Raw genomic sequence first — 24650 nt, 5'->3', positions numbered from 1 at the left:
ATTTGTCGCATTTCAGAATTCCGGGGCCAATATTACGATAAGGCCATGAGCACTTCAAGCACCCTTCATCCGCCCGCCGGCGCTTCTTCCTTGCGCGGTGACGCCGGCGTGATCGGCCTGGTCGGGCTGGGCCATATGACCAGTCATTTCAGCCAGTTGCTGCTGGCGCCGCTGTTCCCCTGGCTCAAGGAGGCGTTCGACGTCAGCTATGCACAGCTCGGTTTTCTGATGACGATTTTTTTCGTCGTGTCGTGCGCGGTGCAGGCGCTGTCAGGCTTCGTCGTGGACCGCTTCGGCCCGCGTCCGATTCTGTTTGGCGGCCTGGCGTTGCTGGGTTTTGCCGCGCTGGGCTATTCCATCAGCACCAGTTACGCCATGCTGGCGGGTTTTGCGGTGGTCGGTGGCATCGGCAACGGCGTGTTTCATCCGGCCGACTACACGCTGCTGAACCGCAAGGTCAGCGCCTCGCGCTTGGGCCATGCCTACAGCGTACATGGCATCACCGGCAGCCTGGGCTGGGCGCTGGCGCCAGCGCTGGTGGTGTCCCTGACGTTTGCCTTTTCCTGGCGCATTGCGCTGGCGGCGGCCGGGGTGCTGGTGTTTACCGTGCTGCTGGTCTTGCTGCTTCAGCGCAACAAGCTGGCGCTCCAGCCGGCCGTGCCGGTGGCAGGTGCCAGTGCCGCGGGCGGCAACCTGGATTTCCTGAAGATTCCGGCCGTCTGGATGTGCTTTGCCTTTTTCTTCTGGAATGCCATCGTGCTCAGCGTGGTGCAGGCCTTTGCCCCCGAGGCGGCGCGCCAGCTGCACGGCATGCCGCTGACGCTGGTCGCCGTCTGCCTGACGGTGTACATGGTGTGCGCGGCTGGCGGCATGGTGCTGGGCGGTTTTCTGGCGGCCGATCCAACGCGCTGCGAACGCATCGTGGGCATTGGCTATGGCGTGGCGGCGGCGGTGGCGCTGGTGCTGGCGCTGGGCCACGTGTCGCCGGGCGTGGTGCCGGTGCTGTTCGGCGTGATGGGTTTTGCCTCCGGCATGGCCGGGCCGTCGCGTGACCTGCTGGTCAAGCGCTCGACGCCTGAAAACGCGACCGGCCGCGTCTACGGCGTGGTCTATGCGGGGCTGGACATCGGCCAGGCAGTGGCGCCGCTGATCTTTGGCGTGATGATGGACCATGGGCAGTACCGCGGTGTGCTGCTGGGGCTGGCGCTCACGCAGGGCGTGCTGATTGCCAGCGCCTTCAACGTGCGCCGGGTGCGCCGCACCGCGCTGCCCGTGGCGGCCTGACCAGGGGAAAAGGGTAAGCCAGCGGGCGGTGCCTGCGCGCCTTGTGGCATTCCTTTCATGCATTCTTTGGTGCATTCCCCTATGATTCGGGCTTTCCATAAATCCCTTTTTTCCTTTGCTGAAAAACGCTTTTGAGATGACGGTGCGTGGGCCTGCCAAGCCGGCCGGCCGTCTGATTGCTCGGTGGTGCATGGCGCTGGCAGCGCTGCTGGCCGGCTGCACCAGCCTGGCTCCGCCCACCGACCGCACTGAAAGCAGCGTGCTGCGCAACACCGCCGATACCGCGCTGGGGCGGGGCATTGCGCCGCTGGCCGGCCGCCATCCGGGGCTGTCGGGCATCTACCTGCTCAATGAAGCGCGCGACGCTTTTGCCGCGCGCGTGCTGCTGGCCGATGCTGCCGAGCGCACGCTGGACGTGCAGTACTACATCTGGCGTCCCGACGTGTCGGGCAAGCTGCTGCTGGAAGCCTTGCATAGCGCCGCCGAGCGCGGCGTGCGCGTGCGCTTGCTGCTTGACGACAACAATACCGTCGGCATGGACGCCTTGCTGGCCGCGCTCGACCAGCACGCACACATCGAGGTTCGGCTGTTTAACCCTTTCAAGGTGCGCGGGTTCAGGCCGCTGGGCTATCTGACCGAGTTTTCGCGCCTCAACCGGCGCATGCACAACAAGTCCTTCACCGCCGACAACCAGGCGAGCATCCTGGGCGGGCGCAACGTGGGCGATGAATATTTCGGCGTCGGCGACGGCATGCTGTTTGCCGACCTGGACGTGCTGGCGATTGGCCAGGTGGTCGATGCCGTGTCCACCGACTTTGACCTGTACTGGGCGAGCGCGTCAAGCTACCCGGTCAGCCAGTTGCTGGCTCCCGCGCCGGTGGGCCAGCTTCGCAAAGTGAGCGAGCATGACGCCGGCGCAAGTCGAGACCCTGCCGCCCAGGCCTATGTGCAGGCGGTGCAACAGGCGACTTTTGTGCGCCGCATGGTCGAAGGGACGCTGGCGCTTGAATGGGCGCCAACACACCTGGTGAGCGACGACCCGGCCAAGGTTCTGGCAAAAGCCCGTCAGCAGGACCTGATGCTCCCCCGGCTCAAGCAGGTGCTGCAGGCGCCGACCGAATCGATGGAGCTGGTTTCGCCGTATTTCGTTCCGACGGCTGACGGCGTGCAGGCGCTGGTGGCGCTGCGCCAGCAAGGCGTGCGCATCCGCGTGCTGACCAACTCGCTGGAGGCCACCGACGTGGCGGCGGTGCATGCCGGTTATGCCAGGCGTCGCAAGGCGCTGCTCGAAGCCGGCGTGACCTTGTACGAACTCAAGAAACAACCCTTTGAGGCGACCACGGCCAAGGGGCTTGGGCTGGGCGGAAGTTCCAGCGCCAGCCTGCATGCCAAGACGTTTTCTGTCGACCGCACCCGGCTGTTTGTCGGCTCTTTCAACTTTGACCCGCGCTCGGCCGCGCTCAATACCGAAATGGGCGTGCTGATCAGCAGCCCCAGGCTGGCCGGCCAGGTGGCCGACGGGTTTGACCAGGAACTGCCGGCGCAGGCCTACCAGGTCATGCTGTCCGAAGACAAAAGCGCTGGCGGTCTGCGCTGGCTGAGCCAGGATGCGCAAGGGCAGCCGGTGGTTGACACCACCGAGCCGGGCACCAGCTGGTGGCAGCGCGCAGGCGTGAGCTTTTTGTCGCTCTTGCCCATCGAATGGCTGCTTTAAACACCAGTCGCCGTGCCGCTGCCGGTTGCGGGTCAAAGCCGCTGCCCGGCCTGGCTGGCTGCTGGAGCCTTCTCTTGAAACACCTGGCTCGCCTGGGCCGACTTGGCGTGGCTGTCTTGCCCAGCCTGTTGCTGGCGCTGGTCGCGATGAGCGCCCAGGCGCAGCCGGACAGCACCGACACATCGCTGGACGCTGCGCGTGCGCAGATCGACCAGGCGCGCAAAGTTCTCGACAAGCCACCGAAAGAGGCGGCCGATCTGCTGCCCTTGCGTGCCGGGGTGCTGGCCGCCGGAACCCAGGCCGACGCGGCGGCCGCGCTGCTGGAGCCGCAACTGGCGAGCGTCCAGGCGCGGCTGGCCGAACTCGGGCCGGTCACTGCCGGGCAGGCCGAGGCACCCGACGTGGCGGTCTTGCGCGCCCAGCTGAACAAGGTGCGCGCCGAACTCGACGCCCAGTTCAAGCGGGCCAAGCTGCTGTCGGTGGAAAGCGAGCAGACGGCCGGTGAAATCTCGGCGCTGCGGCGCTCCGAATTCCAGGCCCGGCTGGGCGAGCGCACCTCGTCCATCCTGAGCAGCCTGTTCTGGGCCGAACTGCGCATGGAAATTCCCGGCGACCTGCTGCGTGTGCGCCGCCAGGCCGACGCACTGGCTGCCGCCGCGCGGGCCAGCGGCACGGCGGTCTGGATCAGTGTGGGCCTGGTGCTGATGGTGCTGCTGGGTTTGTACGCCTGGGCGGGCCGGGTGCTGTTGAGACTGACCACCACGCGCGTGCCGCCGGGCCGGTTGCGCCGGTCGCTGCATGCCTGGACACGGGTGCTGTTGCCCGCCGTCACGGCTGGCCTGATGGCCGAGGCGGTTTACCTGGGGCTGGTCTGGGTCGCGCCGCTGCCCGAGTCGCTGGCGCCCGTCATGGGCCGGCTGGCCGGCGTGATCTGCTTTGGCGGCTACGTCGTCGGCCTGGGCCATGCGCTGCTGCTGCCGGCCCGGTCGTCGTGGCGTCTGCTGCCGCTGCCCGATGTGGTGGCGCTGAAATTGCGCTGGCTGCCGGCGGTGCTGGCGCTGCTGATGGTGCTGACCTGGGCGCTGATGCAGCTGACCGCGCAGATCAATGCCAGCCTGGTCACCACGGTGGCGGCCGACTGCATCGTCGCGCTGGTGATGGGCCTGGCCATGGGCCTGGGCCTGCTGCTCGCCGACGTGGCGCGCCGCCGCGCCCTGCGCGACCCCGGCACGGCCGCGAACTGGCCGCCAAGTCCGCTGTGGCTGACGACGGTGTTCGGGCTGGCCTGTCTGGGTGTGTCCGGCAGCCTGATGGCGCTGCTGCTCGGCTACGTGGCGCTGGGCAGCTTCGTGGTGCACCAGATGGCCTGGATGGCGGTGGTGCTGGGATCGGCCTATCTGCTGGCGGTGCTGATCGACGATGGTTTCATGGCGTTGCTGGGACCGAAAACCAGCCCGGCCAGTGCGGCCAGCGATGCCAGCGCGACGGCGGATGCCGCCGCAGCGGCCGACATGCCGGCGTCCCGCTTCCTCAAGGTGCGGGCGCAGGCCGCCGTACTGCTGTCGGGCGTGGGCCGGCTGCTGGTGGTGGCGCTGGCGCTGATGCTGCTGCTGGCACCGTTTGGCGAGGGGCCGTCCGAGTTGTTCGAGCGCGCCGACAAGCTCCAGCAGGGCGTCTCGGTCGGCGCCTTCCAGATTGTTCCGGCAGCCGTGCTGCAGGCCGTGCTGGTCATCATCCTGTGCCTGGTCGTGGTGCGCATCGTCAGGCGCTGGCTGAAGGAGGATTTCCTCCCGACCACATCGCTCGATGCCGGCATGCAGGTCTGGACGTCCACGCTGTTTGCCTATGCAGGCAACCTGCTGGCGCTGTCGCTGGGCCTGGCCGCCGTCGGCATCGGTCTGGAGCGCATTGCGTGGGTGGCCAGCGCCTTGTCGGTGGGCATCGGTTTTGGCCTGCAGGCGGTGGTGCAGAATTTTGTCTCGGGCATCATCATGCTGGCCGAAAAGCCGGTCAAGGTCGGTGACTGGGTGTCGCTGGGCGGCATCGAGGGCGACATCCGTCGCATCAATGTGCGGGCGACTGAAATCCAGATGGGCGACCGCTCGACGGTGATTGTTCCGAATTCGGAATTCATCACCAAGACGGTGCGTAACGTCACCCACGCCAACCCGCTCGGGCTGGTCAAGATCCTGCTGCCGGTGCCGCTGAACGCCGACGCCGACCAGGTCCGCAGCCTGATCCTGGAGCTGTTCGCAGCGCATGCCGACGTGCTGAAGGTGCCAGAGCCCAGCGTGCAGCTCGACGCCATCGACAGCGCCGGCATGGTGTTCAACGCGACCGCCTTTGTCAACTCGCCGCGCATGGCCTACGGCGTTCGCAGCGCCTTGCTCTTCGACGTGCTCAGGCGGCTACGCGAGGCCGACATTTCGCTGGTCAAGCCGGCCGGGCTGGTGCTGCGCGAGACGCAGGACAAAGCGCAGGACAAGGCGCTGGAGCCTGCTTTGCCGCCGCCACTGGCTTAGGGCGGCGCGCTTCCTGTTGCGCTGGCGAAGTTGCCGGCGTACATTGGGATTTTGCGAGCGCACGGCTGCTACGATGGCTTAACTTCAGGAGACTTCAATGACCGCATCCCAGACCCCTCCCGCCAACGACTTTGTCCGCTGGGTGGAAGAAAAATCAGACGCTGTCATGTCCGACCTCGGCGACAAATTTCCGCCCGCCACCAGCGGGCCCGAGGCGCTTCACGCCGAAACCTACACCCAGCGCATCGAGGAAGTGCTGCTCGGCCACGAGCCGCCCGATGAAGCGCTGCTGGAAGAACTCGCTGCGCTGGAGGAAGCGCCACCGCTGAGCGACGAGGAACTGGACCGCCAGGCGCTGGAAAGCGGCGGCGCGGACGCCGATCCGACGACGCCGGAATAAGCCGGGCGCCGCCGCGTTTCAAGACGGCGGCTGCCATTCGGTGCGCAGAGGCCAAGGCACAATAAAGCGCATGACCCAACAACTTGCCGGCCACCTTCTTGTCGACTGCCTTCTGGCCCAGGGCGTCACCCATGCTTTCGGCGTTCCCGGAGAAAGCTACCTTGCCGTGCTCGACGGCTTGCATGCCCGCCAGGACCGCATCCGTTTCGTCACCTGCCGCCAGGAAGGCGGCGCGGCCTTCATGGCCGAGGCGCATGGCAAGCTCACCGGCCGTCCCGGCGTGTGCATGGTCACGCGCGGACCGGGCGCCACCAACGCGTCGATTGGCGTACACACGGCGTTCCAGGATTCGACGCCCATGGTGCTGCTGGTCGGCGACGTGGCCAGCGACTGCCGCGACCGCGAAGCCTTCCAGGAAGTGGACTACACCAGCTTTTTCGGCCCGAGCACCAAGGGTTTTGCCAAACGTGTCGAGCGTATCGATGACGCCGACCGCATCCCTGAATATGTGGCGCGGGCCTTTGCCACCGCCATGAACGGCCGGCCCGGCCCGGTGGTGCTGGTGCTGCCCGAGGACATGCTGACGCGCATGACCGATGCCCGGCCGCTGCCACGCGTTGAAGCGGTGCAGGCCTGGAGCAACCCCGGCGGCTTGCGCACACTGCGCGAGATGCTGCTGGCGTCAAAGCAGCCGCTCATCATTGCCGGTGGAGGTGGCTGGACGCCGCAATCTGCGCAGGCCTTGCAGCGTTTTGCCGAGAACTGGAAGCTGCCGGTGGGCAACGCCTTTCGCTTCCAGGACACTTTCGACAACCACCATCCGCTGTATGCCGGCGATGTCGGCATTGGCCTGAGCCCGAAACTGGCTGCGCGTGTCAAGGCCAGCGACCTGATCATCGCCATCGGCCCGCGCCTGGGTGAAATGACGACCGGCAACTACACACTGATCGAGGCGCCCCGGCCGAAGCAAAAGCTGGTGCATATCCATGCCAGCGCCGAAGAACTCAACCGCGTGTTCCAGGCCGACCTGGCGATCAACGCCACCATGAATGCCGCTGCCCGTTCGCTCGAAGTGCTGAGCGCGCCGGTGTCTGTGCCGTGGGAAGAATGGACCGCCTCGGCCAATGCCGATTACCTGGCCAATCTGGTGCCGCAGGCTTTGCCCGGCGACATCGACATGCCGGCCATCGTCGGCCTGCTGCAACAGCATTTGCCAGAGAATGCGGTGCTGACCAATGGCGCGGGCAATTTCGCCAGCTGGATTCACCGTTTCTACCAGCACCACGGGCTGGTCAAGGGGCACAAGACGCAGCTTGCTCCCACCGTCGGCGCGATGGGCTACGGCGTTCCGGCCGGCATTGCCGCTGCCATCACGACCGGGCGCGTGGCGTTCACCATTGCCGGCGATGGCGACTTCCTGATGAACAGCCAGGAACTGGCGACGGCTGTGCAGCACGGCGCCAAGAGCATCATCCTGCTCCTGAACAACGGCATGTACGGCACCATCCGCATGCACCAGGAAAAGACCTATCCGCAGCATGAGAGCGGCTCGCGCCTCAACAACCCGGACTTTGCGGCGCTGGCCCGCGCCTACGGTTATGCCGGCGTGCGCATCACCCGCACCGACGAATTCGAAGCCGAACTGCTGGCCGCGCTGGCCCGGCCGGAAGGCACGCTGATCGAGGTCATGCTGGACCCGGAAGTCATCACCACGCGTGCCACGCTGTCATCGATCACGCAGGCCGCACTGCAGCAGGGACTATGAAAGTGATAGCTGCTTGCGCCCGTGCTTATTGCGGAAATGGCTGTTTTTGCTTGAAAACATGACGCAAAAGACAGCTTTCCAACTTGCCAGCCGGCGTTGGGCGTTGCACCAGCGGGACTGCCGGCTGTCACAAGGCTGTCATCAAACCAGACAACACTAGGGGCTATTTTTTGACCGTAAAGACCTGTCTTGTTACTTCCCGCCACGACCCCCGCACTGGTCCCCGTCGCCATGCCTGTCAAGTTTCTTGACCGCGACCACAGCATCCTCGCCTTCAACGAGCGGGTGCTGAACTGGGCACGGCGCACCGACGTACCCTTGCTGGAGCGCCTGCGTTTTTTGTGCATCGTGTCGTCCAACCTGGACGAGTTTTTTGAAGTTCGGGCCTTGTCGCACCTGACGGCGGCAATGAACAATGAGCTGAAAGGCGCTTGTTCGGTCGCGTCGTTCAAGACGCTCTCCGGCATGGCGCATGACATGGTGGCGCGCCAGTATGCGCTGTACAACGACGAGCTGCTGCCGGCGTTTGCGCGGCACGGCATCCGCATCGTCTCGCATGGCGAGCGCAATGCGGTGCAGCGGCGCTGGGTCAAGGCCTATTTCGAACGCGCGGTCCGGCCGCTCTTGATTCCGGTCGGGCTGGATCCGTCGCACCCGTTTCCGCAGGTGGCCAACAAGTCGCTGAACTTCATTGTCCGGCTGGGCGGGCGGGACGCCTTTGGCCGTGAAAACGAAATTGCCATCGTCAAGGTTCCCCGGGTCTTGCCGCGGTTCATCCACATGCCCAGCCGCAGCGAGGGAAAAGGCAACAAGCTGTTCCTTTCGCTGTCCAGCGTGATCCGCGCGCACCTGGCCGACCTGTTCGCGGGCCGCAAGGTGGGTGAGTTTTCCCAGTTCCGCGTCACCCGCAATTCCGACCTGGAAGTCGATGAAGACGATGTGAAGAACCTGCGCACCGCGCTGCGCCTGGGACTGGAGCAGCGCCACTACGGCCAGGCGGTCCGGCTCGAAGTGTCGGCCGGCTGCTCGGAGTATCTCTCTGGCTTTTTGCTCAAGCAGTTCAACCTGCCGGCGCAGGCGTTGTACCGGGTGCATGGCCCGGTCAACCTGGTGCGACTGACCCAGCTGGTCGATCTGGTCAACGACCCCAAGCTGCTGTTTCCGCGCTACAAGGCCTGCTACCCGAAGCAACTGGTGCCCGGCCAGTCGTTTTTCGAGCGGCTCCGGCAGGGCGACGTGGCTATCCACCAGCCTTTCGAAAGCTTCGACGGCGTGCTGGCCTTTTTGCGCGAGGCGGTCAACGACGCCTCGGTGCTGGCGATCCGGCAAACCATTTACCGCACCGGTCCCGATTCCGAGCTGATGCTGCTGCTGCGTGAAGCGGTGCGGCGCGGCAAGGAAGTCATGGTGGTGGTCGAGCTGAAGGCTCGCTTTGACGAAGAAGCTAACATCAACTGGGCCGAAATGCTCGAATCCATCGGCGCGCAGGTGGTCTATGGCGTGATGGGCCTGAAAACGCATGCCAAGATGCTGCTCGTCACCCGGCGCGAAGGCCGGCGCCTGGCGCGCTATGCCCATCTGTCCACCGGCAACTACAACCCGGGCACGGCGCGGCTGTACACCGACATCAGCTACCTCACGGCCGACCCGCTGCTGACCGCCGACATCGACCATGTGTTCGTGCACCTGGCAAGCCACAGCCGACTGCCCAGGCTGCACCATCTGCTGCTGGCGCCATTCCAGCTGCAGCGCAGGCTGCTGGACAAAATCGCCGCGCTGGCCCAGGCCGCGCAGGCCGGCAAGGACACGCGCATCGTCGTCAAGACCAATGCGCTGACCGACGAAGACCTGATGCGCGCGCTGGTCAAGGCAGGGCAGTGCGGCGTGAAGATCGACCTGATCGTTCGCGGCGCCTGCATGCTGCCGGCACAGGTCAAAGGCGTGACCGACAACATTCGGGTGCGCTCGGTGATTGGCCGCTTTTTGGAGCATTCACGGGTGTTTTACTTTCGCTCCGGCGACGACGAAACCTTGTTGTTGTCGAGCGCCGACTGGATGAACCGCAACATGCTGCGCCGGGTCGAACTCGCCTGGCCGGTGAACGACCCGGTGATTCGCCAGCGCATCATCGACGAATGCCTGGTCGCCTACCTGCACGACGGCCGCGATGCCTGGGATTTGCAGCCCGATGGCACGTATGTGCTGGTGAACCCGGCAGACCCCGAAAACCGCCACAGCGCGCAATCGGCGCTGATGGCGCGCTATTCAGCCTTGAAACCCCGCAAAAGTTAGTCAAGCATGGACCTGATCCTGTGGCGTCATGCCGAAGCAGAGGCGTTGCCCGAAGGCACGGCCGATGCGTGCCGTGACCTGGAACGCAAACTGACCGCGCGTGGCGACAAGCAGGCAGTCCGCATGGCCGAATGGCTGGACCGGCAGTTGCCCGGTAGCGCCCGCATTTTGGTCAGTCCGGCACGGCGCTGCGAGCAGACCGCGCTGGCGCTGGGGCGCAAGTTCAAGACCCGGCCCGAGCTGGCGCCAGGAGCCACACCCGAGGCCTTGCTGGAAGTGGTGCAGTGGCCGTTGGCCCGTGTGCCGGTGCTGGTGATAGGCCACCAGCCGACGCTGGGACAGACCGTGGCCCGCCTGCTGGGGCTGGTGGAAACCGATTTTTCCGTGAAAAAAGGCGCGGTGTGGTGGCTCCGCACCCGGGAGCGTAACGGTCAGGTGCAGGCCGTCGTGGTGACCGTCCAGTCGCCGGACTTCCTGTAGAACCCACTGGCGCTGACCAGTCGATCGATTTTTTAGATGGAAAATGCTGTTATCGCTTGCCGGGTATGCATAGGCAGCTATTAATAAAGTAGCAAAATTCTGAATTTCCTGCCGCTGCGATGGCGCGTCTGGCGTGTTGCGCTTTGATGGCGCCCGACGGTGGCGCAGCTTTTTCAGGATGTGGAAACGACCAGCGTCCACGGCGTTTTTTGCCAGGCCAGCACTTCTTCCTGCAGCAGCCAGGCGGACTGCGGAAAGGCTTCGGCCCAACCCGGACGACAGGTCAGCCAGAAGCGCCTGCCGGGCTCGGTTTCCCAATTGAGTTGCATCCCCTTCAGGTCCGGGTCGCGCCGTGCATGACACAGGATCACGGCCAGACGCAGGCAGAGCAGTTGCTGGACAAACAGCCTGTCGTCGAAATCAGCTTCGAGCTTGCGCAGCTTGCCCCGGTGGCCAAGCACCAGCAGGCTCAGGTGGTGCATTTCATGCACCGCGAAGCCTGGCGCGTCGGCATTGTCGAGGATGTACGCGCCGTGCTTGTGGTAGTAGTTGTGCGAAACCTGGCAGCCGACTTCATGCAGTTGCGCCGCCCAGCCCAGCTTTCGCTGGGCACGTTGCACCTGGGGCTCCGGCATGCCTGCGCTGCCCAGCTTGAACAGGTGCAGCGCCACCTTGCTCAGGCGCGCCGACTGCACGGTGTCGGTGCTGAAGTTGTGCGCCAGCCGCTGCACGCTGGTGGCTCGCACATCGGTCAGGTCTTCGCCCCGGTCCACCAGGTCGTAAAGCACGCCATGGCGCAAGGCGCCTTGCGCTGCGTGCATCTGCTCGATGTCCAGCAGGCTGAACACCGCCCGGAGCACGCTGACGCCGCCGCCTATCACTGCCCGGCGGTCTTCCTTGATGCCTTCGAGCTTGAGCCGGTCGGCGCTTTGCGCCTTGAGCAGCCGGTCCAGCAGCCAGTCCAGGCCTTCGCGCGTCACCACGTCGGCCGGCCAGCCGGCCACGGCCAGTATCTCGCTGACCGCACCGATGGTTCCCGACGCACCGTAGGCCGTATCCCATGCATCCCGGCGGTAGGTGCCCATGGCTTCGTCAAGCACTGCCTTGGCGGAAATTTCAGCCACCTCAAAGGCGCGCGCGCTGAACTGCCCGTCGGCAAAGTAGCGCATCGACCAGGCGACGCTGCCGACGCGGTAAGACTCCAGCGTACGAGCCTCCAGGCCCTGGCCGAGGATCATTTCGGTCGAGCGCCCGCCAATGTCGACCACCAGGCGCCGTTCGTCGGACTGCGGCAGCAGATGGGCCACGCCCTGGTAAATCAGCCGGGCTTCCTCGCGTCCGGCAATCACATCGATCGGAAAACCCAGCAGTTTCTGGCCGCGCCTGATGAAGTCATCGCGGTTGACGGCTTCACGCAGGGTCTGGGTGGCCACGGCGCGTACCTGCTCCTTGCCGAATCCGGCCAGCCGTTCGCCGAACCGCGCCAGGCAGTCCCAGCCGCGCTGCATGGCGTCCTGCGACAGCCTGCGATCGGCGTCCAGTCCGTTGCCCTGGCGCACGGTTTCCTTGAGGTATTCGATGCGATGGATGCGGCCGTGGTCAAAACGGCCGATTTCAAGGCGAAAGCTGTTGGACCCCAAGTCCACAGCGGCAAGCAGTGTTCCGTTTTGCATATCTGAGTTTTTATTTCGGAGTTCAGCATAGCATTGGCGCAGAGCGGGCATCAGGTCAGCCCTCATGCCTTCTTCTTGATCTTCTTCTTGTCAGCCAATCAGCCGGCCCTCTTGCGTCATCATGCTTTGCGTGACGTAAGCGCCACTTCTGCGCTGGGCGTTGAAGCTGATGCGAAAGCCACCGACGTCCAGGTTGGCGCGCCGCTGGAAGCTGGCCAGGGCGCTTTGACGTGTCGGCGGCCCTTCAATTTCATTGAGTACTTCAAACGTATAGCGGGCAGCAATGAAGCCTGCCAGACTCAAGGGGGTAGGGGGTTCGTCGAACAGCCGGGCGAGCGTTTCACGGTACAAGCGCACCACCGGCAAGCTGGCGTTGACCATGGGAACCGGCTGGGTCGCAATGATGGGCGTGTTGCGTGCCCCGCCCATTTGCATCAGGGTCTGCAGATTGACATCGGCCAGGGCCACGATGTAGCGTTGGCGCGCCTGCTTTTCCAGCCCCTGCGTGAACTGGGTCAGCTCCGGCGTGCCGCCCACGAACAGCAGCAAGGCAGGGGTATTGGCCGTGAGCTTCTGGCCAAGCAGGCTAACGTCTCCGGTGCCTTGAAATGACTGCACCCTGAGCTGCATGCCGGCGGCGATTCGTTCGACTTCGTGATGCAGCGCTGCGTGCTCGCGCGCACTGGCATAAATGGCGCCCAGCTCCTTCACACCCATGACCGACAGGATTTTGAGCGCATGGGCAATCTGTTCTTGCCGTGCCGCGAAGATGGGGAAGGTCTTGTCATCCACTTCAAGGCTGGAGTTCTGCAGCCACGGCGCCGCATGGGCAATATTCAGCTCGCCCTTGAGCGACATGGCGGCGATCTGACTGGCCAGCTGGTCGCCGACACTGCCGGAAAGCACCACGCAGGAAGCGTCGTTTTTCAAGGAGGCCAGTGCGTTGCGCAGGCTGGCGGGCGTGCCGTCAGTCTCTACCGCAAGGTGCTCTACCCGCCGGCCGCGAATGCCGCCGTGTGCATTGATGTCTTGCCATGCGGCGCGCGAGCCGATCAGAAAATCCTTGGAAACATCCTGCTGCTCCTGGGAGAAATCAACCAGCTGGGCGACCATCAGGCTGCGCGATGCCGTCGCTGGTCTGGACGGCTGAGCCCAAACGGGTGCGGCAGCGCCTGCCGCCAGCAGGCTGACACGCTGGAGCCAATGGCGACGGCTCATGAGGGATGGTGGCAATGGCATGTTTGATTTTTCAGGTAAAAAGGAACAGGAAACAATTTGCTATTAAATAAATAGCTGCTAGCGCAGGTGGATACTGCGCAGGAGCCTTATTTGGTATAAAAAAACAGCTATGACTGTCGCTGAAACCTGCTGCAGCGAATCAGGCCAGGAATTTCCCCGCTCGCAAAGCAATGAAGGGGATTAAGAAAACCAGGGGGTTGACGTCTTTCCCTTGGGTGCGGCGGGTGGATGACGGCCTTGCATCACAAGCTGAGCCCATGAAGCCGTCGTTCCATGCCTGGGTGGGTCAGGCATGACCCAAGGCAGTCCGGATGCACGCCACTGACCCCTGAAATCCCGATCTGAAGCAAATCGGCCGAAACAGCCGTGCCTGTATTCAGGGCTTGGCTGGCGGCAGCAGCACACTGTCAACGACATGCACAACGCCATTGCTTGCTGAAATGTCCGGCGTCTGCACCATGGCGTCTTCCACGGTCACGAAATCGCCAGCCCGTGAAAGCGCCACGTTGGCGCCATTGACGGTTTTGCTGTTGCTATTCTTGACATCAGCCGCCATGACCTTGCCGGAAATCACGTGGTAGGTCAGCACCGCTTTCAGTTGGGCCGGGTCTTTGGCCAATGCGTCCATGATTTTGGCCGGCACTTTGGCGAAAGCTTCATTGGTGGGGGCAAATACGGTAAAAGGACCAGCGCCTTTCAATGTGTCCGTCAGGCCGGCTTTAACGATCAGGGCGTTCAGCGTCGAGAGTTGTGGCCGTGCCGCTATGGTGTCGGCCAATGAAACAGGCTGCGACGTCGTGGCGCAGCCAGCAACGATGGCAATGGCTGCAACCGCAAACACGAAATGACGCTTGAGCATATGAATTCTCCTGAGAAGCTGAAAGGGTAGTAGGTAAGACAGCGGCAAGCGTAGGAGGGCTTCGTGACCGGTTCATGACAGAAATTTGACGGTTTTGTGACGCCGGCACACCGTTGGAGCCATCCGTAAATCCGGTGTTCTTGTCACAACTTTGTCATACAAGACTTCTACAGTTGCAGCATCTTTCCAACCAACCGTAAAGGTGTCCTGATGAAATCCACTTTCAAAGCTTCCATGACCGTGACCATGGGTGCTGCCCTGATGTCGTTTGCTGCACTGTCGGCTGCCCAGGACGTGACAGGCGCCGGCGCCAGTTTCCCGGCACCGCTTTACTCCAAATGGGCGGCTGACTACAACAAGGCGACTGGCGTAAAGATCAACTACCAGTCGGTAGGCTCCGGCGCAGGTATTCGCCAGATTGAAGCCAAAACGGTAGATTTTGGCGCCTCGGACGCTCCCCTGAAAGACGATGAACTGGCGAAAAAAGGCCTCATGCAGTTTCCTACCGTCATTGGCGGCGTGGTGCCTGTGGTCAACATCAAGGGCATTGCGCCCGGCCAGCTTAAATTGACGGGACAGGTTCTCGGCGACATCTACCTGGGCAAGGTGACCAAGTGGACCGACCCGGCCATCAAGGCGTTGAACCCTGCCCTGGCGTTGCCTGATGCCGCTATTTCGCCAGTGCGCCGCGCTGATGGTTCAGGCACCAGTTTTATCTTCACCAACTACCTGAGCAAGGCGAACGCCGAGTGGAAAGCCAAAGTGGGCGAGGGTACGGCTGTGAACTGGCCGGTCGGTGCCGGTGGCAAGGGCAACGAAGGTGTGGCCGCTTTTGTGGGCCGCCTGCCCAATTCGATTGGCTACGTCGAATATGCCTATGTCAAGCAAAATAAAATGGCTTTTGCGCAGATGAAAAATGCTGACGGCAATTTTGTATCGCCTGACGACACGTCTTTCAAGGCTGCAGCCGCTGGCGCCGAATGGTCCAAGAGCTTCTACCAGATCCTGACCCAGCAGCCAGGCAAAGACGCATGGCCACTGACCGGTGCGACGTTCATCCTGATGCAAAAAGTCCAGGACAAGCCGGCTCAGGCTGCTTCTTCGCTCAAGTTCTTTGAGTGGGCTTATAAAAATGGCGACCAAACTGCTGGCGCCCTGGACTATGTGCCGATGCCTGCGAACGTGAAGCTGATCATCGAAAAGTCATGGGCCGAGATCAAGGACTCTTCGGGCAAAGCTGTCGCCTTCAAGTAAGCCGTCAGTCAACCGGCTTTGTACTTCAGCTTCAAACCACGGGGGTTTATTTCGTGTCCTCTACACTTCCGGCAAGCCGGGCCGCTTTTGAGTTTCCGGCAAAAGCGACCGGACGCGCCATGACCAATCCTCCTCCTGTAAACCCTGTGAAGCGAAGTCCGTTGCCGGACCGGATTTTCGGCTGGGCCGCCCTGGCAGCGGCACTGCTGACGCTGGGTTTGCTCATTGCCATCCTGGTATCGCTGATCATCGGCGCCTGGCCGGCGATCAGCAAATATGGCCTGGGTTTCCTGACCAGCAGCGTCTGGGATCCGGTCAAGAACGAGTACGGCGGGCTGGTGATGATCTACGGCACGCTGGCCACGTCCTTCATTGCCCTGCTGATTGCGGTGCCGGTGAGTTTCGGCATTGCGCTGTTTTTGACCGAATTGTCGCCAGCGTGGCTCAAACGCCCGCTCGGAACCGCCATTGAACTGCTGGCTGCCGTGCCTTCCATCGTCTATGGCATGTGGGGCTTGCTGGTGTTCGGCCCGATTCTGGCCACTTACGTGCAGCAGCCGCTGCAAGCTGTGTTCAGCGATGTTCCTTACCTGGGGGCGCTCTTTTCAGGCCCGCCGGTGGGTATTGGCATTTTGTCGGCCGGCATCATCCTGGCCATCATGATCATTCCGTTCATCGCCTCGGTGATGCGCGATGTGTTCGAGGTCACGCCGGTGCTGCTCAAGGAATCAGCCTACGGCCTGGGTGCCACGACCTGGGAAGTGGTGTCCAAGGTGGTGCTTCCCTACACCAAGGCCGGTGTCATGGGCGGCATCATGCTGGGTCTGGGGCGCGCACTGGGTGAAACCATGGCGGTGACCTTTGTCATCGGGAACTTCAACCAGCTCGATTCGCTGAGCCTGTTTCAGGCTGCCAACAGCATCACCTCTGCATTGGCCAACGAATTTGCCGAGGCGGCCGATGGCCTGCACCAGGCATCGCTGATCTACCTGGGACTGGTCTTGTTTTTCATCACCTTCGTGGTGCTGTCGCTGTCCAAACTGCTGCTGTCGCAGTTGCAGAAAAATGAAGGAGCCAAAACATGAGCGCCGTGATGAAGGATCCGCGCCGGGCCAAATTTGCCCAGCGCAAACGGGTCAATCAGTTCGCGCTGGTGCTGTCGCTGGCGGCCATGTGTTTCGGCCTGTTCTGGCTGTTCTGGATTCTGTGGGAAACCGTCAGGTTGGGCATAGGCGGCATCACGCTTGCCACTTTCACCGAAATGACGCCCGCCCCGAATGAAGAGGGCGGCATTGCCAATGCAATTTACGGCTCGTTCCTGATGGTGATGCTGGCCACCTTCGTGGGCACGCCGATTGGCATCATGGCAGGCATCTACCTGGCCGAGTACAACACCAAAGGCCCTCTGGCTTCGGTCACGCGCTTTGTCAACGACATCTTGCTGTCTGCACCATCGATTGTGATCGGCCTGTTTGTGTATGCCGTTGTGGTGTCCCGTTTCCATTCCTTTTCAGGCTGGGCCGGTGTCATGGCACTGGCCTTGATTGTGATTCCGGTGGTGATTCGCACCACTGAAAACATGTTGCAGCTGATTCCGCCGGGTCTGCGCGAGGCGGCTTATGCGCTGGGTGCCCCCAAGTGGAAGGTCATCACCAGCATCACGCTGCGGGCAGCCCGTACCGGCGTGGTGACCGGCATATTGCTGGCGGTGGCGCGCATTGCCGGTGAAACAGCGCCCTTGCTGTTCACTGCCTTGAGCAACCAGTTCTGGACCTCGAACCTGAATCAGCCGATTGCCAGCTTGCCGGTGACCATTTTCAAGTTTGCAATGAGTCCGTATGAGAACTGGCAGAAGCTGGCCTGGGCCGGCGTGTTCATCATCACGATGGCGGTGCTGGGCCTGAATATTCTGGCGCGTGTGCTGACACGCAAAAAAGACTGAACTGCCGGCTGACCAGCCCGCCTCCCTACAAGACAAGGTTAATGATGGATACCCACAGCACAATCCTCGAGAAATCTAAAATTTCAGTCAAGAACCTGAATTTTTATTACGGCAAATTCCATGCCCTCAAAAATATCAACCTGGAAATTCCGGAAAACAAGGTGACCGCCTTTATCGGCCCCTCGGGCTGCGGCAAATCAACCCTGCTGCGGATTTTCAACCGGATGTACCAGCTTTATCCGGAGCAGCGGGCCGTAGGCGAAGTCATGTTTGACGGCGACAACCTGCTGACATCCAAGGAAGATGTGGCCTTGATCCGAGCCAAGGTCGGCATGGTGTTCCAGAAGCCAACGCCGTTTCCGATGTCGATTTATGACAACATCGCGTTTGGCGTGAAGCTGTTCGAGAACCTCAAGAATTCGGACATGGACGAGCGGGTGGAATGGGCCTTGCGCAAGGCCGCTTTGTGGACCGAAGTCAAGGACAAGCTCAACCAGAGCGGCTCCAGCCTGTCGGGCGGCCAGCAGCAGCGGCTGTGCATCGCCCGGGGCATCGCCATCAAGCCCGAAGTGCTGCTGCTCGACGAACCGTGTTCGGCGCTGGACCCGATTTCCACCGCCAAGATCGAAGAGTTGATTTCCGAGCTGAAAAACGACTACACCGTGGTCATCGTGACGCACAACATGCAGCAGGCGGCCCGCTGCAGCGACTACACGGCCTATATGTACCTGGGCGACCTGGTGGAGTTCGGCGTCACCGAAGACATATTCTTCAAGCCCAAGCGCCAGGAAACCGAAGACTACATCACCGGCCGTTTCGGCTGAACCACACGCACCGGAGCTGCATCATGGCTGACAAACATCTATCCACCCAGTTCGACAGCGAACTCAATGGCGTCTCGTCCCGCGTGATGGAACTCGGCGGTCTGGTCGAGTCGCAGTTGCGGCTGGCGATTCATGCGCTGTCGCAGTACAGCGCCGAATGCGCCAACCAGGTCATCGAGACCGAGCTTCGCGTCAATGGTATGGAGCTCGACATCGACCGCGAGCTGTCGTCCATCATTGCCCGGCGCCAGCCGACGGCGCGCGACCTGCGCCTGCTGATCGCGATTTCCAAAACCACCGCCAACCTGGAGCGCGCCGGGGACGAAGCCGCCAAGATCGCCCGCATGGTCAAGTCCATCATGCACAACGGCGCCTCGCGCACGCTGCCGTCGTCGGATTTGCGGGTTGCGGCCGACCTGGCCTCGGGGTTGTTGCGCAAGGCGCTTGATGCCTTTGCCCGGCTGGACACGGCGGCGGCGGTGTCCATCCTCAAGGAAGACGACCAGATCGATGCCGAATTCGACGGTTTCGTGCGCAAGCTGATCACCTACATGATGGAAGACCCGCGCACCATTTCGGCCAGCCTGGACCTGCTGTTCATTGCCAAGGCCATCGAGCGCGTGGGCGACCATGCCAAGAACATTGCCGAGTTCATCATCTACATCGTCAAGGGTGCCGATGTGCGGCACAGCCCGATGGAGCAGGTCGAGTCAGCCGTCAAGTCCTGAGCCATGAAGCACCTGCCCCGCGTATTGATCGTCGAGGACGAACCGGCCATTGCCGAACTGATTCAGGTCAACCTCAAGCATGGCGGCTTCACGCCGGTGCTGGCCTACGACAGCGTGGCGGCCCAGCGCGAACTCGACGCCGAGTTGCCTGATGTGATCCTGCTCGACTGGATGCTGCCCGGCCAGAGCGGCCTGAGCCTGGCGCGCCACTGGCGCAAGCAGGAGCGCACCAAAGGCATTCCCATCCTGATGCTGACGGCGCGCGGCGACGAGCCCGACAAGGTCGCCGGGCTCGACGCCGGTGCCGACGACTACATCACCAAGCCCTTTTCGACGCAGGAACTGCTGGCCCGCATCCGCGCCGTGCTGCGCCGCCGTGCGCCCGAGGAGTCGCCAGGCGACCGCGTGACCGTGGGCGCGCTGGTGCTGGACGCCGGCACGCACCGCATTGCCTGGCAAAGCCAGGAGCTCAAGCTGGGGCCGACCGAGTTCAAGCTGCTGCACCACCTGATGAAGCATCCGGAGCGGGTTCACAGCCGCGCCAGCCTGCTCGACAAGGTCTGGGGCGACCATGTGTTCATCGAGGAACGCACGGTCGATGTGCATGTCAAGCGCCTGCGCGAAGCCCTGGGACACGCTGGGGCGATGGTGGAAACCGTCCGGGGCGCAGGCTACCGGCTGACCGCCACCATGGCGAAAATCCCTGCTGCTGCGGCATCCCCGGAGTCATGATCGGCCGCTGGATTGTCTGGACTGTCTTTGCGCTGGCGGGCGGGGCGCTGGGCTGGTGGCTGGCGTCGCGCGAAGGCCTGGCCTGGGGATTGCTTCTGGGCGCCGCTGCCTGGCAGCTCATGGACAGTTTTTACGCCCGGCGGCTGCTCAACTGGTTGCGCTCGGAGCAAAGCAACGAGACGCCGGTGCTGATGACGGGCTCACAGCCACGCTTGCCCGGTGTCTGGGGCGAGGCCGCCGACCGCGTGCGCCGCCTGCTGAAAAACCGCCATGTACAGTACCGCGAAAGCCAGGCCCGGCTGGATGAGTTCCTGGCGGCCCTGCAGGCTTCGCCCAACGGCGTGGTGCTGCTGGACGACGAGGGTCGTATCGAATGGTGCAACCAGACGGCGGCCCAGCATTTCGGTTTCGATGCGCGGCGCGATATTCAGCAGCACATCGCCAACCTCGTGCGCGACCCGGCATTCAGCGCCTACATGGCTGCTGCCAATTTCTCGCAAGAGGTGCAGATCCCGGGAAACTTCAGCACTGCTGGCCGGCCGGTCAGGCTGTCGGTGCATGTGCACCGTTATGGCAAGGACAAGAAACTGCTGCTGTCGCGCGACATCACCGCGCTGGAGCAGGCCGAGGCCATGCGGCGCGATTTTGTCGCCAATGTGTCGCATGAAATCCGCACGCCACTGACCGTGGTGGCCGGCTTCATCGAGACGCTGCAAAACCTGCCCCTCAAAAAGCCCGACCGTGACCGCTACCTGACGCTGATGGCCCAGCAGTCGCAGCGCATGCAGACGCTTGTGGAGGATTTGCTGACGCTGTCCCGACTGGAGGGCAGTCCGCTGCCCGGTACCCATGAATGGACGTCCACCACTTCGCTCTTTGCGCAGTGCGAGCAGGAATCCAGGGCGCTGTCCAGCGTGATGTCGCCGCAGGGCCATCAACTGGTGTTCGATGCCGGCCCAGCCTGCGACATCGCCGGTATCGGGCGCGAACTCGGCAGTGCCTTGTCCAATCTGGTGACGAATGCCGTCCGCTACACGCCCGAAGCCGGCCTGATCCGTGTCACCTGGACACTGCTGCCGGATGGACGGGGCAGCTTTTGCGTCAGGGATTCAGGGCCCGGCATTGCGGCCGAACATCTGCCGCGACTGACCGAACGGTTTTACCGGGTGGACCGCAGCCGTTCGCGAGAGACAGGCGGCACCGGCCTGGGCCTGGCCATCGTCAAGCATGTGGCGCAGCGGCACGGGGCTGAACTGCAGATCGAGAGCCAGGTGGGTCAGGGTTCGTGCTTTTGCATCGTTTTTCCTGCGGCCCGGGTGCGCCGGACGCTTCAACCAGCCTGAAAACTGGCCGCTTGGCCCCGCTGGCTGCGGCTCACTGCATGCACCAAGAGGCCCAGCAGCGCGATGGCTACCAAGGCGATGGCCACGGTGCTGGCCACCCAGAAGCTGCTTGCGGCCTGCGTGGCCGGGTGTCCCGCCAGACCCACGTAAGCCAGCCGGTATCCGCCGTACAGGCCCAGTCCCCAGAGCAGCACACCATACAGCGCCAGTGGTGCGATCGTGATGCGGTAGCAGCGCAGCAAAAAGGCGCACAGCGCCTGCAAGGCATCGGCAACATGGTAGAGCGCCACCCAGGGCAGCAATCCGGACGCCAGGGCCACAACGGCAGGACTTGCCGAATACCAGCTGGCCAGCGTGGGTGATGCTATGTAAACAGTAGCTGCAAAGCCAAGCGCAACAAGCGCAGTCAGCCTGAATCCTATAAAAACCGCGTGTCTGGCTAGGTCCGGGCGGCCCGCGCCCAGCCAGAAGGACACGCGGGCGCTGCAGGCGACTGCCATGGACAGCGGCATCATGTACAGCACGGCGGCCACGCTGGCCGCGATCTGGTGGCTGGCTGACGCGACGGTGCCCAGCCGGGCGATGAACAGCGCCATCAGGGTGAAGGAGGTCACTTCCACCAGATACGCCAGTCCCCCGGGAAGGCCGAGCCGCAGGAAGGCGCCGAGCTGTCGCCAGTCGGGCCGCTCCATGCGCTGCCAGAGCTGGAAGGGCTGGTAGATGTCCTGCGTTCGCAGCATCACCACGGCAAGCACCAGCAGGACGTAGTTGACGACCAGGGTGGCCCAGGCGCAGCCGACAACGCCCATGGCGTCAACGCCGGCGCCGCCCGCTACCCACCAGAGCGAGAGAGGAATCTTGATCGCCAGCGCGGCAATCTGCAGCCAGGTCACCAGGCGCGGCTTGCCCAGGGACTGGTTGAATGTCGCGTAGAGCTTGAACAGCAGCGAAGGTGCAAAGGCGAAGGCCAGCACGCCGAGATAGCGCTGGACGTCGTCCTGCATTGCCACAGGCACCTGGGCCCAGCGCAGCAACGGTCCAGGAAACAGCAGTGCGGCCATGCCCGCGAGGCTGATGGCGCCGCACAGGTAAACGCTTTGGCGTAATGAGGGGCCAACAGCTGCAGGCCGGCGCGACCCCAGCATTTCAGCCCAGACAGGAAGCAGCGCTTGCACAATGCCCATCAAGCCGACATACACACTGATGTAAAGCGCCGAGCCGACCGAGAGCGCGGCCAGCGCCGCCTCACTGTGGCGCCCGGCAATTACCGTGTCGGCAACGCCGAAGGCCATCACCGCCAGCTGACCAACCAGGATGGTTCCTGCGTGGCGGCCGATGAGCCGCAGCTCGCTCATGGGCTGTGCGGGATACCCGCTGGTCCAGGCGTGACCGCGACGCTCACGCGCTTGTAAACCAGCATGTTTTCCGTCTTGTCGGTCGGTTTGCGCACCGTGGCCTGGAACGCCCAGTCGGGCAGGTTGACCGCGCTGCCCAGGCGCGCCTGGGCCGTCACATCCACCACCAGGTATGGGCAACTGGCCAGTGGCGTTGCCTGGCGCAGGTCAAGCTGGCCATGGTATTGCAGGGCTGCTGTCTGGGCGCTACCGACGCCGAAGATTTCAACGCAGCTTTTCTTGTCGACCAGGCTGGCCACCTGGCGCGACAGCGGCGCCAGGCTGCGCGCATAGTCCAGCAAGGGCATCCAGAGCGTCATCAGCAGCAGCCAGCACAAGGTGGCGCCACCGGCAGGCAGCACCAGTGATTTCCAGATGGCAGCGCGATGCGCGCCAGTGCGCCAGCGCACCAGCCAGGCCCAGGCCAGCGTGGCGGCCACGGCGCTGACAAAGGCCAGCAGCGAAAAACTCGGCTCAAAGCCAGGCGCCAGCTTGGTGACATTGGCCGCCGGTTGCCGGGGAACGCCGGTTTGCATGGCTATCCAGATCACCCAGATGGCAATCGCGCAGGTGGTGAAAAACAGCAGCGTGAACCAGTCGATCAGCGAAGCCACGCTGCGCTTGAGCGTGGGAAGGGCAAAGGCGGCCAGCGCTGCCAGCGGCGGCAGGCTCAGCAGCAAGCTGCGGTCAGAGGCATCGGTGGTGAATGCCGACACCACGGCCATGCCGGCAAACCAGAGTGGCAAGGCCACATGACGGCTGGACAATTGCCGGCGCCAGCGCCACAGCGTCCACAGGGCCAGCGGCCAGGCGGGCCAGGTGAACCACAGCAGCAGGCGTGCCAGACTGTTCCAGTCGCTCCAGGCGGACTCGCCGTCGGTGCCGGGCAGTTCGATCCGCCAGCGCCACAAATCCAGTCCGAAACTCAACAGCGAAACGGCCAGCGTGACGCCGGCGATCAGCAGCACCCAGTGCCATGACTGCCGGTCGCTCGCGGCTTCGCGATGGGATGAGGGGTCCCACCGCGTGTGCGACCATTCCACCAGCGCCCCCCCCACGCCGAGCAGCAAGGCCAGCGTCGGCGCGCCGCTCAAGGCCAGTCCAGTCAGGCCGATCAGCAGGCCGAGAGCCGGACCGGCAAGCCGGGTGGCACGGCGGTAAGGACTGGCGGCCATGGCGTAGAACGCCAGCGACGTGAAACCCAGTTGCGCCAAGGCAGGCGTGGTTTCGTGCGAGAACTGCGCCAGGCCCAGGCTGGCAATCAGTGCCAGAACACCGCCGTCGGCAATTGCCCGCGCATAGTCCACCGGATCGGCTTCGCCGCCAAAGGCAAACGCCACGGGTTGCGCCTGCGGACTTTTGGCCAGGTAATACACCGCATACCAGCTACTCAGCAGGGTCATCACCAGCAGAAGCATGTAGGGAATGCGCACCGCCATGGCGGGATCAATAAAAGGCAAAAGCTTGATGGCCAGCGCGCCGAGCCAGTAGGGCAGCAAGGCATCGAAGCCGGTGACCTGGCCGAGCAACTGCGGCTGCAGCCAGTTGGCTGCGGAGGAAGTGAGTTCACGCATCACGCCAAAGGCCGCGATGTCCTCGTTTTTCCACGGACTGCGGCCGAGAAAACCCGGAAGGATGTAGGCCGCGCAGAAGAGCAGCAGTGCCCGGCGCGGCAGGCGCCGCACGGCAGACTGGGCAATGATGGCGGGGGAAGGTTTGTTCAAAACAGCTTGACGATGGAGCTAGACGATGGAAAAGGGCCGGATGCAATGCCCCGGAAGCAGGAAATTTAGCCGAAAAAAAAGCAGCCTGAACTTCAGGCTGCTTTTTGTGCTGACGGGCAGATGCTTGTGCAGCTTATTCGGCAGCGACCGGTGCAGCTTCTGGAGCTGTTTCCTTGGCGGCGGTTTTGCCGAAGCGGTTGCGAAAGCGCTCGACGCGGCCACCCATGTTGTCCACGGATTTTTGCGTGCCGGTGTAGAACGGGTGCGATTCGCTGGACGTGTCAAGCTTGTACAGCGGCAGTTCGCGGCCGTCTTCCATTTTCACCATTTCTTTGGTGTTGGCGCACGAGCGGGTCACGAACTTGAAGTTGTTGGACATGTCCAGGAAACAAACTTCGCGGTAATTGGGGTGAATGCCTGTTTTCATAATCTTTCCTTTTTCATTGTTTTGGTAGCCACCTAAAACCGTTTCAGGCACTTT

General features: G+C 63.2%; 20 protein-coding genes. 14 read left to right on the top strand and 6 right to left on the bottom strand.

The features are described from left to right. The first annotated feature begins 45 nt into the window (after nt 1–45). The 7 genes from GZ092_RS06895 (at nt 46) to GZ092_RS06865 (ending at nt 10457) form a co-directional block, all read left to right on the top strand. Nucleotides 46–1284: an MFS transporter gene (locus GZ092_RS06895; protein WP_293635586.1), complete on the top strand. Its 1239-nt coding sequence runs from the start codon at nt 46–48 to the stop codon at nt 1282–1284. A 136-nt stretch (nt 1285–1420) separates the two neighbouring features. Then, entirely contained in the window at nt 1421–2998 is a 1578-nt protein-coding gene (locus GZ092_RS06890; RefSeq protein ID WP_293635584.1) for a phospholipase D family protein, read from the top strand. A gap of 74 nt (nt 2999–3072) precedes the next feature. Then, entirely contained in the window at nt 3073–5520 is a 2448-nt protein-coding gene (locus tag GZ092_RS06885) for a DUF3772 domain-containing protein (RefSeq protein WP_293635582.1), read from the top strand. 97 nt (nt 5521–5617) lie between these two features. Then, entirely contained in the window at nt 5618–5920 is a 303-nt protein-coding gene (locus GZ092_RS06880; RefSeq protein ID WP_293635580.1) for a hypothetical protein, read from the top strand. 70 nt (nt 5921–5990) lie between these two features. Then, complete coding sequence (locus GZ092_RS06875; protein ID WP_293635578.1) at nt 5991–7685, top strand: thiamine pyrophosphate-binding protein; 1695 nt, start codon at nt 5991–5993, stop codon at nt 7683–7685. Nucleotides 7686–7916: 231 nt separating this feature from the next. Beyond that, a complete protein-coding gene (gene ppk1 / locus GZ092_RS06870) occupies nt 7917–9977 on the top strand; it encodes a polyphosphate kinase 1 (protein ID WP_293635635.1) in 2061 nt (686 codons plus the stop codon). Nucleotides 9978–9983: 6 nt separating this feature from the next. After that, nucleotides 9984–10457 carry a histidine phosphatase family protein gene (locus GZ092_RS06865; protein WP_293635577.1) on the top strand — a complete coding sequence of 158 codons (474 nt, stop codon included), beginning with the start codon at nt 9984–9986 and terminating at the stop codon, nt 10455–10457. Nucleotides 10458–10630: 173 nt separating this feature from the next. On the opposite strand, the gene ppx is transcribed toward GZ092_RS06865, so the two are convergent. From ppx to GZ092_RS06850, 3 genes are all read right to left on the bottom strand, one after another. Then, nucleotides 10631–12130 (bottom strand): exopolyphosphatase, encoded by a 1500-nt coding sequence (gene ppx / locus GZ092_RS06860; RefSeq protein WP_293635575.1) that lies wholly within the window; start codon nt 12128–12130, stop codon nt 10631–10633. A 90-nt stretch (nt 12131–12220) separates the two neighbouring features. Further along, nucleotides 12221–13348 carry an ABC transporter substrate-binding protein gene (locus GZ092_RS06855; RefSeq protein ID WP_293635573.1) on the bottom strand — a complete coding sequence of 376 codons (1128 nt, stop codon included), beginning with the start codon at nt 13346–13348 and terminating at the stop codon, nt 12221–12223. A gap of 397 nt (nt 13349–13745) precedes the next feature. Further along, the gene (locus tag GZ092_RS06850; RefSeq protein ID WP_293635571.1) at nt 13746–14228 is read right to left on the bottom strand and encodes a fasciclin domain-containing protein; all 483 of its coding nucleotides are present in this window, start codon (nt 14226–14228) and stop codon (nt 13746–13748) included. 210 nt (nt 14229–14438) lie between these two features. Between GZ092_RS06850 and pstS the strand changes: the two genes are divergently transcribed. From pstS to phoR, 7 genes are all read left to right on the top strand, one after another. After that, nucleotides 14439–15482, top strand: coding sequence for a phosphate ABC transporter substrate-binding protein PstS (gene pstS, locus GZ092_RS06845; RefSeq protein ID WP_293635569.1), 1044 nt, complete (start codon nt 14439–14441; stop codon nt 15480–15482). A gap of 119 nt (nt 15483–15601) precedes the next feature. Continuing rightward, nucleotides 15602–16567, top strand: coding sequence for a phosphate ABC transporter permease subunit PstC (gene pstC, locus GZ092_RS06840; protein ID WP_293635567.1), 966 nt, complete (start codon nt 15602–15604; stop codon nt 16565–16567). Then, nucleotides 16564–17424: a phosphate ABC transporter permease PstA gene (gene pstA, locus GZ092_RS06835; RefSeq protein ID WP_293635565.1), complete on the top strand. Its 861-nt coding sequence runs from the start codon at nt 16564–16566 to the stop codon at nt 17422–17424. Before pstC ends, pstA begins: the two co-directional genes overlap by 4 nt. Before the next feature lie 44 nt (nt 17425–17468). Beyond that, nucleotides 17469–18248 carry a phosphate ABC transporter ATP-binding protein PstB gene (gene pstB, locus GZ092_RS06830; protein ID WP_293635564.1) on the top strand — a complete coding sequence of 260 codons (780 nt, stop codon included), beginning with the start codon at nt 17469–17471 and terminating at the stop codon, nt 18246–18248. Nucleotides 18249–18271: 23 nt separating this feature from the next. Then, a complete protein-coding gene (gene phoU / locus GZ092_RS06825; protein WP_293635563.1) occupies nt 18272–18976 on the top strand; it encodes a phosphate signaling complex protein PhoU in 705 nt (234 codons plus the stop codon). Nucleotides 18977–18979: 3 nt separating this feature from the next. Next, nucleotides 18980–19708: a phosphate regulon transcriptional regulator PhoB gene (gene phoB, locus GZ092_RS06820; protein ID WP_293635562.1), complete on the top strand. Its 729-nt coding sequence runs from the start codon at nt 18980–18982 to the stop codon at nt 19706–19708. Beyond that, a complete protein-coding gene (gene phoR, locus GZ092_RS06815; RefSeq protein WP_293635561.1) occupies nt 19705–21051 on the top strand; it encodes a phosphate regulon sensor histidine kinase PhoR in 1347 nt (448 codons plus the stop codon). The genes phoB and phoR overlap by 4 nt, the downstream gene beginning before the upstream one ends. Here phoR and GZ092_RS06810 read toward each other — a convergent pair. The 3 genes from GZ092_RS06810 to GZ092_RS06800 all read right to left on the bottom strand — a co-directional run bounded on the left by GZ092_RS06810 (nt 21039) and on the right by GZ092_RS06800 (nt 24596). After that, the gene (locus GZ092_RS06810) at nt 21039–22406 is read right to left on the bottom strand and encodes an MATE family efflux transporter (protein ID WP_293635560.1); all 1368 of its coding nucleotides are present in this window, start codon (nt 22404–22406) and stop codon (nt 21039–21041) included. The genes phoR and GZ092_RS06810 overlap by 13 nt on opposite strands. Next, entirely contained in the window at nt 22403–24169 is a 1767-nt protein-coding gene (locus GZ092_RS06805; RefSeq protein ID WP_293635559.1) for a hypothetical protein, read from the bottom strand. The genes GZ092_RS06810 and GZ092_RS06805 overlap by 4 nt, the downstream gene beginning before the upstream one ends. A 133-nt stretch (nt 24170–24302) precedes the next feature. Continuing rightward, on the bottom strand, nt 24303–24596 hold the full coding sequence (locus GZ092_RS06800; RefSeq protein ID WP_293635558.1) for a type B 50S ribosomal protein L31: 294 nt from the start codon (nt 24594–24596) through the stop codon (nt 24303–24305). Nucleotides 24597–24650 lie beyond the last annotated feature (54 nt).

It is taken from the genome of Polaromonas sp. (assembly GCF_010365105.1).
In the GTDB taxonomy this organism is placed as follows: domain Bacteria; phylum Pseudomonadota; class Gammaproteobacteria; order Burkholderiales; family Burkholderiaceae_C; genus Polaromonas.
This window is presented reverse-complemented; position numbering and strand designations above follow the sequence as displayed.